This window comes from Streptomyces sp. NPDC000983, from assembly GCF_040299205.1.
Classification (GTDB): Bacteria; Actinomycetota; Actinomycetes; order Streptomycetales; family Streptomycetaceae; genus Streptomyces.
Genome location: NZ_JBEPBM010000020.1, coordinates 1,805 through 15,004, shown reverse-complemented (window position 1 = coordinate 15,004; position 13,200 = coordinate 1,805). Strand labels below are relative to the sequence as shown.

At 73.0% G+C, this 13,200-nt stretch carries 13 protein-coding genes; 6 read left to right on the top strand and 7 right to left on the bottom strand.

Going from position 1 to position 13,200, the window contains the following annotated elements:
• Positions 1 to 122: 122 nt before the first annotated feature.
• A complete protein-coding gene (locus ABT296_RS22855) occupies positions 123 to 617 on the bottom strand; it encodes a DUF3145 domain-containing protein (protein ID WP_351930165.1) in 495 nt (164 codons plus the stop codon).
• A 252-nt stretch (positions 618 to 869) separates the two neighbouring features.
• Here ABT296_RS22855 and ABT296_RS22850 point away from each other — a divergent pair, with 252 nt between their 5' ends.
• The gene (locus ABT296_RS22850; RefSeq protein ID WP_351930163.1) at positions 870 to 1,763 is read left to right on the top strand and encodes an SGNH/GDSL hydrolase family protein; all 894 of its coding nucleotides are present in this window, start codon (positions 870 to 872) and stop codon (positions 1,761 to 1,763) included.
• A gap of 15 nt (positions 1,764 to 1,778) precedes the next feature.
• Positions 1,779 to 2,753: an aldose epimerase family protein gene (locus tag ABT296_RS22845; protein WP_351930161.1), complete on the top strand. Its 975-nt coding sequence runs from the start codon at positions 1,779 to 1,781 to the stop codon at positions 2,751 to 2,753.
• Positions 2,754 to 2,876: 123 nt separating this feature from the next.
• On the opposite strand, the gene ABT296_RS22840 is transcribed toward ABT296_RS22845, so the two are convergent.
• Entirely contained in the window at positions 2,877 to 5,312 is a 2,436-nt protein-coding gene (locus ABT296_RS22840; RefSeq protein ID WP_351930160.1) for a beta-glucosidase family protein, read from the bottom strand.
• A 102-nt stretch (positions 5,313 to 5,414) separates the two neighbouring features.
• Between ABT296_RS22840 and ABT296_RS22835 the strand changes: the two genes are divergently transcribed.
• Positions 5,415 to 5,990 (top strand): TetR/AcrR family transcriptional regulator, encoded by a 576-nt coding sequence (locus ABT296_RS22835; RefSeq protein ID WP_351930158.1) that lies wholly within the window; start codon positions 5,415 to 5,417, stop codon positions 5,988 to 5,990.
• Here the strand turns inward: ABT296_RS22835 and ABT296_RS22830 are convergent.
• Entirely contained in the window at positions 5,968 to 6,363 is a 396-nt protein-coding gene (locus ABT296_RS22830) for a RidA family protein (protein ID WP_351930156.1), read from the bottom strand. The genes ABT296_RS22835 and ABT296_RS22830 overlap by 23 nt on opposite strands.
• Entirely contained in the window at positions 6,360 to 7,166 is an 807-nt protein-coding gene (locus ABT296_RS22825; RefSeq protein WP_351930154.1) for an NAD(P)-dependent oxidoreductase, read from the bottom strand. The genes ABT296_RS22830 and ABT296_RS22825 overlap by 4 nt, the downstream gene beginning before the upstream one ends.
• Before the next feature lie 49 nt (positions 7,167 to 7,215).
• On the opposite strand from ABT296_RS22825, the gene ABT296_RS22820 reads away from it, so the two are divergent.
• Positions 7,216 to 8,154, top strand: a complete 939-nt coding sequence (locus tag ABT296_RS22820; protein ID WP_502977304.1) for a LysR family transcriptional regulator — start codon at positions 7,216 to 7,218, stop codon at positions 8,152 to 8,154.
• Between the two features lie 90 nt (positions 8,155 to 8,244).
• Here the strand turns inward: ABT296_RS22820 and ABT296_RS22815 are convergent, their stop codons facing one another.
• On the bottom strand, positions 8,245 to 9,048 hold the full coding sequence (locus ABT296_RS22815; protein ID WP_351930150.1) for an EI24 domain-containing protein: 804 nt from the start codon (positions 9,046 to 9,048) through the stop codon (positions 8,245 to 8,247).
• Positions 9,049 to 9,630: 582 nt separating this feature from the next.
• Between ABT296_RS22815 and ABT296_RS22810 the strand changes: the two genes are divergently transcribed.
• Positions 9,631 to 10,782, top strand: a complete 1,152-nt coding sequence (locus ABT296_RS22810; protein ID WP_351930148.1) for a serine hydrolase domain-containing protein — start codon at positions 9,631 to 9,633, stop codon at positions 10,780 to 10,782.
• 80 nt (positions 10,783 to 10,862) lie between these two features.
• On the opposite strand, the gene ABT296_RS22805 is transcribed toward ABT296_RS22810, so the two are convergent.
• Together ABT296_RS22805 and ABT296_RS22800 are read right to left on the bottom strand one after the other, a co-directional pair.
• The gene (locus ABT296_RS22805) at positions 10,863 to 11,282 is read right to left on the bottom strand and encodes an organic hydroperoxide resistance protein (RefSeq protein WP_351930146.1); all 420 of its coding nucleotides are present in this window, start codon (positions 11,280 to 11,282) and stop codon (positions 10,863 to 10,865) included.
• Positions 11,283 to 11,379: 97 nt separating this feature from the next.
• Entirely contained in the window at positions 11,380 to 12,402 is a 1,023-nt protein-coding gene (locus tag ABT296_RS22800) for an NADP-dependent oxidoreductase (protein ID WP_351930144.1), read from the bottom strand.
• Between the two features lie 89 nt (positions 12,403 to 12,491).
• Between ABT296_RS22800 and ABT296_RS22795 the strand changes: the two genes are divergently transcribed.
• Positions 12,492 to 12,941, top strand: coding sequence for a MarR family winged helix-turn-helix transcriptional regulator (locus ABT296_RS22795; protein ID WP_351930142.1), 450 nt, complete (start codon positions 12,492 to 12,494; stop codon positions 12,939 to 12,941).
• Positions 12,942 to 13,200 lie beyond the last annotated feature (259 nt).

Genomic DNA, 13,200 nt, shown 5'->3' with positions numbered 1-13,200 from the left:
CTGGGGAGTTGCAGCTCGCGGCGTTTTCAGTGACCGGTCGCGCCCGCGCGGCGGGAGCCGCACATCGATACGGCCCCGCGGCCATGGGGGTTGCAGCTCGCGGCGTTTTCAGGCCACGGTTGTCAGACCACCTGGTGGAGCCAGCGGACCGGGGCGCCCTCGCCTGCGTATCTGAAGGGTTCGAGTTCGTCGTCCCAGGGCTTGCCGAGGAGTTTGGTGAGTTCGGCTTCCAGGTCCGTTTCGCCGCGCTGGCTGCGGGTCAGGGCCGCGCGCAGGCGGTCCTCCGGGATCAGGATGTCGCCGTGGATGCCGGTGACGGCGTGGAAGATGCCGAGGTCGGGGGTGCAGCTGTAGCGCTCGCCCTCGGCGGTGGGGCAGGGCTCGGCGGTCACCTCGAAGCGCAGCATCTGCCAGCCGCGCAGCGCGGAGGCGAGTTTGGAGGCGGTGCCCACCTCGGCCTGCCAGGAGAACTCCGAGCGCCAGGTGCCGGGTGCGGCGGGCTGCCGGATCCAGTCGAGGTTGACGCGCGTGCCGAGCACCCCGGCGACGGCCCACTCGACGTGTGGGCACAGCGCGCGCGGCGCGGAGTGCACGTACAGAACTCCACGTGTCGTCACCGGGACCTCCGGGCTGAGCGGGACATCTTGCGAACTGTCGGACGGCAGTGGCGGGCAGCCACGTTGATGGCGAGGCTACCGTGCGGCGGCGCAAGGAGTGTGACGTACCGTCGGTCCCGATGCCGTGAAACGCCTGCCATTCACCCGGCAGGACGCCTGTACGGGGCTGGAGGGCCCCTTCGCGCGCGCTCGGGAACTCCCGCGCGTTGTATGGGAGGGGGCAGTCGCCGAGTACGAAGGGATCAGCTGCGGATGCGGAAGACCGGACACCGCTCACTGGCCGTGCTCGCCGTGCTGTCGGCGGCCGTGCTGGGTCTGACGGGGTGTGACGCCGTCGGCGGGAACGCGCCGGGGCCGGCCGGCACGGGCACCGGGCGGGTGAAGCCCACGCCGACGCCGGTGTGGGACCGCAGCCCGGAGTCGGTCGCGGCCGTGGGCGACTCCATCACCCGTGGTTTCGATGCCTGCTCGGTGCTGTCGGACTGCCCGGAGGTGTCCTGGGCGACGGGCAGCAGCGAGCAGGTGGACAGTCTCGCCGTACGGCTGCTGGGCGAGCGGGAGGCGGCCGCCCGGAGCTGGAACTACGCGGTGACCGGGGCCCGGATGGGCGATCTGGCCGGGCAGATGGCGCAGGCGGCCCTGCGCCGGCCGGAGCTGGTGACGGTGATGGCCGGGGCGAACGACGCCTGCCGGGCCACCACCGCGGCGATGACACCGGTGACCGACTTCCGCGCGCAGTTCGAGGAGGCGATGCGGACGCTGCGCGGGGCGCTGCCGAAGGCGCAGGTGTACGTGGCGAGCGTGCCGGACCTGAAGCGGCTGTGGTCGCAGGGGCGGACCAGCGCGCTGGGCAAGCAGGTGTGGCAGCTCGGTGTCTGTCCTTCGATGCTCGGTGACCCGGACGCGCTGGACGCGGCGGCCACGCAGCGCCGGGAGACGGTGCGGAAGCGGGTCGAGGACTACAACACGGTGCTGAAGGACGTGTGCGCCGAGGACCGGCGGTGTCGGTTCGACGGGGGCGCGGTGTACGCGTACCGGTTCGGGACACAGCAGCTGAGCCGCTGGGACTGGTTCCACCCGAGTATCGACGGGCAGGCCAGGCTGGCCGAGATCGCCTACCGGACGGTCACGGCGAAGTCCGGGTGACCTAAAGTTCCGCACATGAACGAACTCTTCGGCACACTTTCCGACGGAACGGCCGTGCACCGCTGGACCCTGGAGCGGGCCGGTGTGCGGGTGCGGGTGCTGACGTACGGCGGGATCGTGCAGTCGCTGGAGGTCCCGGACCGGGACGGGGTGCCCCGGAACGTGGTGCTGGGCTTCGACGACCTCGCGGGGTACCCCGCGCACCCGGGGCCGTACTTCGGGGCGCTGGTGGGGCGGTACGCCAACCGGATCGCGGGCGGCCGGTTCACCCTGGACGAGGTGACGTACGACCTGCCCCGCAACGACGGGCCGAACTGTCTGCACGGCGGCGAGCTGGGTTTCGACCGGCGGGTGTGGGACGCGGAGCCGGTGGAGCACGGGGTGCGGCTGAGCCGGGTCTCGGCGCACGGCGAGGAGGGCTTCCCCGGGCGGCTGGAGCTGACGGCGGAGTACACGCTGGACGCGGACGGCGCGCTGCGGATCGTCTACGGGGCGGTGACGGACGCGCCGACCGTGGTGAACCTGACGAACCACGGCTACTTCAATCTGTCGGGGGCCCGGTCGGGGAGCGCGGGCGGGCATGAACTGCGCCTGGCCGCCTCCCGGTTCACGCCGGTGGACGAGCATCTGATCCCGACCGGCGTCGACTCCGTCGAGGGCACCCGCTTCGACTTCCGCGCCGGGCGCAAGGTGGGCACCGGCTACGACCACAACTTCGTCCTCGACAAGGGTGTGACGGCGGCCCCCGAGGAGGTGGCCGAGCTGCACGACCCGGCGTCCGGGCGGGTGATGACGGTGTCGACGACCGAGCCCGGCCTCCAGCTGTACACCGCGGACCATCTGTCGGACCCCTTCGCGCCCGGGGACGGCATCGCGCTGGAGACCCAGCACTTCCCCGACTCCCCCAACCGTCCGGAGTTCCCGAGCACGGTGCTGCGGCCGGGCGAGGTCTACCGCTCGGAGACGGTGTACGCCTTCACCGCCCGCTAGCCGGCCGACACCGCCCGAGAGGCCGCCCCGTGGACCGCGCGGGGCGGCGTCGCGCGTGAGTGAGCCCCGGTCCGGGGCGTCAGGTCCCGGACCGGGGCTGTTCATGGGGGCCTGCGGCCCTGATCAGACGTTAATCGTCCCGGTGACCCTGCGGTCTGCGAGAGAACTTCCCGCCTGGATCTCGTACGAACCCTTCACACATGACCACGATCCGGCCTTCTCGTCCCAGATCTCGAAGGCGCGGTCCGGGATCTCCACGACGGCCTCCACGGTCTGCCCGGGTTCCGCGGTCACCTGGGCGAATCCGGCCAGGATCCGGGCCGGGCGTTCGGCGTCGGGCTCGGCCGGGGCCAGGTAGACCTGTACGACCTCGCGTCCGGTGCGGTCGCCGGTGTTCTGGACGCGGATCTTCGCGGTCCGGCCGTCGAGCTCCAGCGACCGGTAGGCCCACTCGGTGTAGCCGAGGCCGTGCCCGAAGGGGTACGAGGGGGTGCGGCCGGCCTTCTCCCAGGCGCGGTAGCCGATGAAGACGCCCTCGGTGTAGGCCAGTTCGCCGTTCTCGGGGACCACCTGGGTGACCGGGGCGTCGGCGAGGGCGCCCCAGGTGGTGGGGAGCCGGCCGCCGGGCTCCTCGGCACCGGTGAGGACGTCCGCGAGGGCGGCGCCGCCCTCCTGGCCGGGGAACCAGCCGAGCAGGACCGCGGCCACCTCCTCGCGCCAGGGAAGTTCCACCGGGGAGCCGGAGTTGACGACCACGACGGTCCGGGGGTTGACGGCGGCGACGGCGCGTACGAGGTCGTCCTGGCGGCCGGGGAGGAACAGGTCGGTGCGGTCGAAGCCCTCGGACTCGACCCGGTCGGTGGTGGCGACCACGACCACGGCCGTGTCGGCGGCGCGGGCCGCCTCGACGGCCTCGGCGATGAGTTCGTCGGGGTCGCGCTGCGGCTCCTGGTGGGCGAGGGCGAAGCCGACGGCCCGGACCGGGGCGTTCTCGGGGATGCGCACGGTGTGGGTGAGGGAGACCTCGACCGTCTCCCCCGCGGTCAGTTCGGCCACGGCGCGCGGCTCGGGGGCCCCGAAGAAGGAGATGAAGGGGTCGGAGCCCTCGGCGCCCTGGACGCCGTCGTAGAAGGCGGTGCCGGCGACGGTGAGGGTGAAGGGGCCGAGGCCCTTGATGCCGAAGGTGTGCGGGCCGGTCTCGCGGGGGGTGAAGGTGCCGGTCAACTCGACGGTGTGCAGACGGTCGTGGGTGACGCCGTCGGGGAGGTCCGAACCCAGCCACTGGATCTGGCCGTTGGGGGTGGCGGTGGTGGCGAGGACGTGGCCGTCGGTGTCGCGGCAGACGGCCCGCAGGGTGAACCCCTTTTCGGCGACGGCGAGTTCGGTGGCGGGGTCGGCGCCGAGGGCGTAGGTGAGGCTGCCCTCGGGGAGGGCGGCGGCGAGGCCGTCGAGCGGGGAGACGATCCGCGCAGGGAAGACGGTCGCGGAGCCGCCGCCGAGGACGCGGGCGTCGCGGGCGGCGGCGCCGATCAGGGCCACGGTGCCGCCGGCCGGCAGCGGGAGGGCGCCCCGGTTGCGGACCAGGACGAAGGAGCGGCGGGCGATCTCGCGGGCCAGCGCCTCGCCGTCGACGGGGGCGGGCGGCTCGCTCACGGCGGGCTCCGCGCCCTCCAGGGCGCCCACCCGGGCGGCCAGCCGCAGCACGTTGCGCACGGCGTCGTCGACCAGGGCCTCGGCGACCTCGCCGGCCCGTACGGCGGCGGCGAGGGCGGTGCCGTAGACGGTGTCCGGGCCGGGCATGGCGACGTCGAGGCCGCCCTCGACGGCGCCGGTGGTGGAGCGGGCGGCCATCCAGTCGGAGACGTTGAAGCCGTCGAAGCCCCATTCGCCGCGCAGGACCTCGTTCACCAGGTGGTGGTGCTCGGTCATGGTGGTGCCGCCGACCGAGTTGTAGGCGGTCATGATGCCCCAGGGGCGGGCGCCCGCGACGACGGCCTCGAAGGGCGCCAGGTACAGCTCGCGCAGGGCGCGTTCGCCGACCGTGTTGTTCACGGTGAAGCGGTCGGTCTCGGCGTCGTTGGCGACGAAGTGCTTGACGGTGGTGCCGACGCCGCCGGACTGGACGCCGTTCACATAGGCCGCGCCGATCCGGCCGGTGAGGTACGGGTCCTCGCTGTAGGCCTCGAAGTGCCGTCCGCCGAGCGGGGAGCGGTGCAGGTTGACGGTGGGGGCGAGCAGGACGTGGACGCCCTTGCGGCGGGCCTCCTGGGCGAGCAGGACGCCGGCCCGGTGGGCGAGCGAGGGGTCCCAGGTGGCGGCGAGCGCGGTCGGGGAGGGCAGCGCCACGGAGGGGTCGTCGGCGCTCCAGCGCGTGCCGCGGACGCCGATCGGGCCGTCGGACATGACGAGGGAGGCCAGACCGATCTCGGGCAGGGCGGGCAGGGTCCACATGTCCTGGCCGGCGAGGAGCCGGGTCTTGGCGTCGAGGCCGAGCCGGGCCAGGGCCGCCTCGACCACCGCCTCGCGCGCTTCGTCGGCCTGGGTGCGGGTTCCCGCCATGGCGGTGCCTCCTCGGTGAGTCCGTGCTGTGTCTCCATCCTGCATCGGCCACCTGTTGACCGGTAGGTTTCGTTATCTGTCTGTAATATTTACCGCACACGGATGTCGTACGGTGACGCCATGAACGCGAGGGTCAGGAGTGAGGAGCGCCGAGCGGAGATCGTGCGCGCGGCCCTTGAGGTGATCGCCGAGCGCGGGTACCGGGGGGCCAGCCTGGCGGCGGTCGCGGAGCGGGTGGGGCTGACCCAGCAGGGACTGCTGCACCACTTCCCGACGAAGGACGCCCTGCTGGTCGCGGTGCTCCAGGAGCGGGACCAGTGGGACGCGCTGCCGGACACCCGGTGGCGGATCGACCTGCTCGTCTCGCTCGTGGAGTACAACGCGATGCGGCCCGCCATCATCCAGACCTTCTCCGCGCTGCTCGGCGAGAGCGTCACCGACGGGCATCCGGCGCGCGAGTACTTCACCGGGCGCTACACCCGCGTCCGCGCCGGCATGGCGGAGGTGCTGCGCGCCGAGTACGGCGACCGGCTGCCGAGCGGGCTCACCCCGGAACGCGCCGCGCCGCTGCTCGTGGCCGTCATGGACGGACTGCAGTACCAGTGGCTGCTGGACCCGGAGTCGGTGGACATGCCGGGCGCGTTCCGGGACTTCCTCAGCCTGCTGGGCGAGGAGTGAGCGCGGCCACCACCTCGATCTCGATCAGCGCCTCGGGCCGGAACAGCCTCGGCACCTCGAAGGTCATGCTGGTGGGCGGCGTGCCGGTGATCGACTCCCGTCGTACCGCGGCGTACTCGGCCAGTCGGGAGATGTCGGTCAGGTAGGTGCGGATGTTGATGATGTCGGCCAGGGTCGCGCCGTGCGCGCCGAGGAGGGCGTCGAGGATCTCAAAGATCCCGCGGCTCTGTTCCGCCAGGGTCTCCCCCGGCGCGATCTGGCCGGAGACGAACAACAGCACGCCGCCGTCGGCGCCTTCGACCCGCGCCACCTGCGAGTAGGCGGGGCTGTAGGGCTTCGGGGCGCCCGCGGGGTTGTCGAGTGTGACCTTCATGCGATGCTCCCGGTGCGTATGCGGTCCGCGGCCGCGGAGATGTCGGCGTCGGGGACGCCCGCGGTGCGGTACTGCTCCAGTACGGCCTCCAGGGCGGGCAGTCGGGCCGTCCCGGTGGCCAGGGCGAGGTCCTTCACGGCGAGGCCGGTGCGGAAGTGCACACCCTCGGCGAAGGCGCGGGCGACGGCCCCGCCGAGCGGGCCGTCGGCGAGGGCGCGGCGGGCGACGGTGTCGTCGAGGCCCAGGGCGTCGGCGAGCCGCAGGGACTCCGCGACCAGGGCGACCCCGCCGACGGCGGCCGCGTTGAGGACGAGTTTCAGCGCGGCTCCGGTGCCGGGCGGGCCGGTGCGGCTGACCTCGCCGAGCCGGCCCAGCACCCCGGCGACGCCGTCCGCCTCGCCGCCGGCGAGAATCCTCAGCCCGCCGGTGGCGGCCCGGTCGGTGCTGCCCATCACGGGCGCGTCGACGAGGGTGGCTCCGGTGCCGAGGCGGGCGGCGAGGTCACGCACCGCCACCGGGCCGACGGTCGACATGTCGATCCAGTGGGTTCCCGGCCGGAGTGCGGGCACGGCCGCGTCCGCGACGGCGGCCAGGGCCTCGGGGCCGCTGAGCATCGTGATGACGACGTCCGCGTCCCGCACCGCCCCGGCCGGGGTCGCGGCCACCGCGGCGCCCTCGGCGGCGAGCGGCGCGGCCCTGGCCGCCGTACGGTTCCAGACGGTCAACGGGTGCCCGGCGCCCAGGAGTCGACGGGCCATCGGGGCGCCCATACGGCCGAGCCCCAGGAAGGCGATCTTCTGCATGACGTCGACGCTAGGTCCGGCCGATCGATGCGACAAGCGAATGTCTAGCATGGCAGCCATGCCGCATCAGCATCATCATGACCCGGGTCTGTCGTCGGTCTGGCTGCGGGTCTTCCTGGAGGTGGCCCGGCACGGCTCCTTCACCGTCGCCGCGCGGAACCTGGGCTGGACCCAGTCCGCGGTGTCCCGGCAGATCTCCTCGCTGGAGGGGGCGCTGGGCGGCGCCCCGCTCTTCGACCGGCTGCCGAGGGGTGTGCGGCCGACCGAGGCCGGGCGGATCCTCCTGCCGTACGCGCAGACGGTCACCGAGGCGCTGCACGGGGCCGTGCGGGAGCTGGCGGAGCTGCGGGAGGCGGCGGGCGGGCGGCTGCGGTTCGGCGCCTTCGCCACCGCCGACGCGGCCCTGGTGCCGCTGGCCCTGGCCGCCTTCCGGGCCCGCCACCCGGGCGTCCTGGTCTCCCGCGAGGAGGGCCTGACCCCGGTCCTGCTGGACCGGCTGACCGCCGGTCACCTCGATCTGGCCGTGGTCTCGACGACGGGCGGCGCGCACCTGGACGCCCACGCACTGCACCATCTGCTGGACGAGTCGCTGTACGTGGCGCTCCCCGCGGGCCATGAACTGGCCGGCGGCGGCCCGGTCCCGCTCTCCCGGCTGGCCGGCGCCGACTGGATCTCCGGGAGCCCGCGCCCCGAGGGAACTCTGCTGGACGCGGCCCTGCGCCAGGGCTTCAGGCCGCGGGTGGCGCATGTCGTCGGCGAGTGGACCGCCAAGCAGGGTTACGTCGCGGCGGGCCTCGGGGTGGCGCTGGTCCCGGCGCTGGCGGCGGCCTCGGTACGCCCGGACATCGCCCTCGTACCCGTCCTCGACGAGGAGGCGCCCGCACGGGCGGTGTACGCGGCGACCGCGCGGGGCCGCTCGCTCACTCCGGCCGGGACGGCGTTCCTGGCGGCGCTGCGCGAGGCGGCGCGGGGGGTTCCGGTGCCCTGAACCGGGGAGGCGGGCCGCCCTCCGGTGCGGGGTCCGTGTGCGACCGGGCGGTCATCGCCGCCCAGCCGCGCACGATCCTGACGGCGGCGGTCAGCGCGCCGGCCACGCGCCGACGTCCGCTCCCTCGACCTTGCCGTCGGCCTCCCCGATCTCCTCGCCGAGGAGGTCACGGGCCATGAGGGTGGCGCCGGCGACCGCGCCCGGCATCAGGAACACCGCGACGAACGGCACCAGGAAGGTCACGGCCAGGGGTGTGCCGAAGCCCCAGACGAGCGTCCTGCGGGCGCGCAGCAGGGCCAGTCGGTCGCGGAGTTCGACCCCGCGGCGCTGCATGGCCACCGCGGCGAGCTCCTCGGTGAGGAAGAAACCGGTGACGAGCAACCCGACCACGGGGACGACCGTCTGCCCGACGACCGGGACGAAGCCGAGGGCGAAGAGCAGCACGCCCCAGAGCGCGGCGCGGACCAGGATGCGCAGGCTGTCCCGGCCCGAGATCCACAGTTCGCGCAGGAGCGGCAGCCCGGACTCGGGGGCGGTGCCGTCCGGGGAGACGTCCCGGTCGACCTTCTCGGAGAGGTTCTCGTAGAAGGGCTGGCCGATCAGGAGGGTGACCGCGGTGAAGGTCAGCACGGACAGCAGCAGGGCGAGGACGAAGAGGACGGCCGTGAGGAAGCCCCGGAACAGCCCGGACCAAGGGCTCGACCAGTCGTCGGCGAACGGGGTCGCCCAGCTGACGAAGGAGTCGCCCCACACGGCCAGCGAGACGAGCGCCGCCAGGTAGAGGACGAGTGTGATCAGACCGGGCAGCAGCCCGAAGCCGTACTGCCTGCCGTGCAGGGCCATCCATCGCTGGCCCTTCAGGAGATAGCCGAAACCCACCCCAAGATCGCGCATGTTCGAAGCCTATCGGTCGGCACGGACAGGTCCGCGGCGTGGATCACCCCGCCGCCACCGCCACCACCCCCGGCTCGGCGGTGGGCGGGACGGCCGCCGTTCGGGGCGGCCGTCGCGCAGGGCGTCGGCCGCCGAGCGCAGTACGGGGGCCGGGGCGAGCAGGACGCCCGCGGTGAGCCCGGCGCCCGCCGGTTGCCGGCCGTGTCCGGCAACCGGCCGGTGATGCCGGTGGTGCTGGGTGCCATGCGCGGTACGTCGTCCCTGCCGGGCAGCGGCGGGATCGTCGCCATGGGCTCTCCTCGGCTCGGGCACCGTCGCCCCCAGGATGCCCGCCCGGGGCCGCCCCGGATACGCCATCCGGGGCATTGTCGGCACCAACTCCCGCTCACCGGAGTTGAGTCGAACGGGCACACCTCGCCGTACCGATCTCAGGAAGCCACCGAGGAGGTACACGTGCGCGGCCGGGTGACCGCCCTCTTCAGCCCGCCGGGACCCGCCCGGGAGAGAATCGGTTCCGGCCGGTCGGGGCATCGTTCACCGAGGCACACGCGCACAGCGGCCGGTCGACAACGAGGAGTACGGATGACGCTGGAGATCCACGGCATCGTCGCGGACGGGTTCGAGGCGGTGCGTGAGGAGTTCGCCGCGTTCGTGGCGACGGAACGGCCCGACCACGAGGGCCAGTTGTGTGCGTACGTCCACGGCCGCAGGGTCGTCGACCTGTGGACCGGGGACGGCGCCGACGGGGAGTCCCTGTACGGCGTGTTCTCCTCCACCAAGGGGGCCGCGCATCTGGTGGTCGCCCTCCTCGTGCAGGACGGCACCCTGGAACTGGACCGCAAGGTGACCTACTACTGGCCCGAGTTCGGGGCCGAGGGCAAGGGCGCGCTGACCCTGCGCGACCTGCTCGCGCACCGGGCGGGCCTGGTGGGCCTGGACGCCGGGTTCACCGCCGAGGAGCTGGCCGACGACCGGGTCATCGCCGAACGCCTCGCCGACCAGCGGCCGTTCTGGCGGCCGGGCACCGCCTTCGGGTATCACGCGCTGGTCATCGGCGCGCTCACCGGCGAGGTCGTCCGGCGGGCCACCGGCCGCACCCTCCAGGAGGTGTACGAGGAGCGGGTGCGCTCCCCGTACGGGCTGGACTTCTTCCTGGGGCTGCCGGCCGCGCTGGAACCCCGGTTCCGTTCGGTGCTGCCGATGGCGCCGACGCCCGAGCAGCAGGCGCTGCTGGACGCGGCGCCGACCGGCCCGCACACGCTCGCCTCGATCGCCTTCAACACCCATGTGCCCGAGCCGGGCGAGCTGGTGGACCACGCCAACTCCCGTACCGTGCGCGCCAAGGGGCCGGCCTCGGCGGGCGGGGTGGCCGCGGCGCGCGGGCTGGCCGGGATGTACGCGGCGGCGATCAGCGAGGTGGACGGGCGGCCTCCGCTGCTGAAGCCGGACACGATCAGCGAGGTCGGGCAGATCCACTCGGTCGGCCACGACCTGGTGGCGCGGGCGCACAAGGCGTTCGGCCTGGGCTTCCAGGCGACCGCGGACGTCTGGTACCCGTTCCTCGGCGCGGGCGCCTTCGGGCACAGCGGCGCGGGCGGCTCCCAGGGCTTCGCCGACCCCCGCAGCGGGCTGGCCTACGGCTACACCCGGCGCCGGTGCGCCTTCCCCGGCGGGGCCGCCCCGGAGAACGTACGGCTGGTGCGGGCGGTGCACCGGGCGGCGCTGGCGGTCTGAACGACACAGGCGGAACCCCGGGTCGGTCCGGGGTGCCGCCTGGTCGTGCGCGGGCCGCCCTGGTGTGGTGCGGGCGCTGCTCAGGCCAGGGTCACCGTGATGTTGCCGCGGGTCGCCTTCGAGTACGGGCAGACCTCGTGAGCCTTCTTCAGCAGGGTGCGGGCGGTCTCCGCGTCGACGTTCGGGATGGTCGCGGAGATCTCCACGATCAGGCCGAAGCCGTCGTCGTTCCTGCCGATGCCGACCTTCGCGGTGACGGTCGAACCGGAGATGTCGGCCTTCTCCTGGCGGGCGACGACGCCCAGGGCGCCCTGGAAGCAGGCGCTGTAGCCGGCCGCGAACAGCTGCTCCGGGTTGGTGCCGTCGCCGCTGCCGCCCATCGCCGCCGGCGGGTTCACGACGACGTCGAGGCGGCCGTCGTCGGTGGCGACACGGCCGTCGCGGCCGTTCTCGGCGGTGGCGACGGCCGTGTACAGGACATCGGTCTGCTGGATGGACATGCGGTGTCTCTCCTTCTCGGTCCGCCGTCGACTCGCGCCCACGATCGACGGCGGTTTCGGAAGGAAGTTACCGCATACCGGAAAGCGCCGGCCAGGGTCAGAGCTTGACGATCATCTTTCCGATGTTGTCGCCGCGCAGGACGCCGAAGAACGCCTCCAGGTTGTTCTCGATGCCCTCGACGACCGTCTCGCGGTACTTCAGCGCGCCCGAGGCGACCCAGGGGCCCACCTCCTGGACGAACTGCCCCTGGAGGTCGTAGTGGTCGCCCACCAGGAAGCCCTCGATCCGGCCGCGGGTCTGGATCAACCGGGCGAGGTTGCGCGGGCCGGGGGCGGCCTCGGTGTTGTTGTAGACCGAGATCATTCCGCAGACCGCGATCCGGCCGTCCCGGTTGAGCCGCCCGATCGCGGCCTCCAGGTGGTCGCCGCCCACGTTGTCGAAGTAGACGTCGACACCGTCCGGGGCGGCCGCCTTGAGTTGCTCGGAGACGGGTCCGTTCTTGTAGTTGAAGGCCGCGTCGAAGCCGTACTCCTCGACCAGCAGCTTGACCTTGTCGTCCGAGCCGGCCGAGCCGATGACCCGGGAGGCGCCCTTGAGCTTGGCGATCTGGCCGACCTGGCTGCCGACGGCGCCGGCCGCGCCGGAGACGAAGACCGAGTCGCCCTCCTTGAAGGAGGCGGTGCGCAGCAGGCCCGCGTAGGCGGTGAGGCCGGTCATGCCGAGCACACCGAGGTACGTGGACAGGGGCGCGGCGTCCGCGTCGACCTTGACGGTCTGGGCGGCGCCGACGGTGGCGTACTCGCGCCAGCCGCCGAAGTGCAGGACGTGGTCGCCGGGGGCGATGCCGTCGATGTTCGAGGCGACGACCTCGCCGACGGCTCCGCCCTGCATCACCTTGCCCAGCTCGAAGGGGGCGACGTAGGACTTGGCGGCGCTCATGCGGCCGCGCATGTACGGGTCCACGGAGAGGTACTTGTTCCGGACCAGTACCTCGTCCGGGCCGGGCTGCCGGATCTCCGCCTCCACCAGGGCGAAGTCCTCGGGCTTCGGCCAGCCGACCGGGCGGCTGAGCAGGTGCCACTCACGGCTGACGGCGGGGAGGGTGGGGGTCTCGGACATGGGGGTGACCTTCCTGAATACTTCAGTACCTGAAACAACCATGCGCCTGAATATTTCAGGATGTCAAGTAACCCGTTAGGCTGGATGGCATGGCCACACCGCACGACACGCCGAACCGGACCCCTCGACCCGACGAACTGACCATGGAGGTCGTCGACCTCATCGGGTCGGTCGTCGCCCGCTATCACGAGGAGTACGAGACCGCGGCGGGTGAGCATGCGCTGACCGGGGCGCAGGCGCGGCTGCTGGGGTTGCTGTCGCTGGAGCCGTTGCCCATGCGGAGGCTTGCGCAGCGGCTGAAGTGCGAGCCGTCGAATGTGACGGGGATCGTGGACCGGCTGGAGTCGCGGGGGCTCGTCGAACGGCGGGCCGATCCCGCTGACCGGCGGGTCAAGGTCGCTGCGGCGACGGCTGAGGGGCGGCGGGTGGCTCGGAGTCTTCGGGAGTCTTTGCGGTTTGCTCGTGAGCCGCTTGCGGGGTTGTCGGAGGGGGAGCGGGTGGCTCTGCGGGATCTGTTGCTGCGCATGCTTGTGTCTTAGCGGACGGCTTGGCAGGGGGGTTGTTTTTGGGGTGCGGGTGGGCGGGGGGTTCTCGCGCAGTTCCCCGCGCCCCTGATGGTTGTCGGGTGCGGGCCCGTGGGGGGATTTCGCGCAGTTCCCCGCGCCCCTGATGATCGTCGGGTGCGGGCCCGTGGGGGGTTCTCGCGCAGTTCCCCGCGCCCCTGATGATCGTCGGGTGCGGGCCCGTGGGGGGTTCTCGCGCAGTTCCCCGCGCCCCTGATGATCGTCGGGTGCGGGC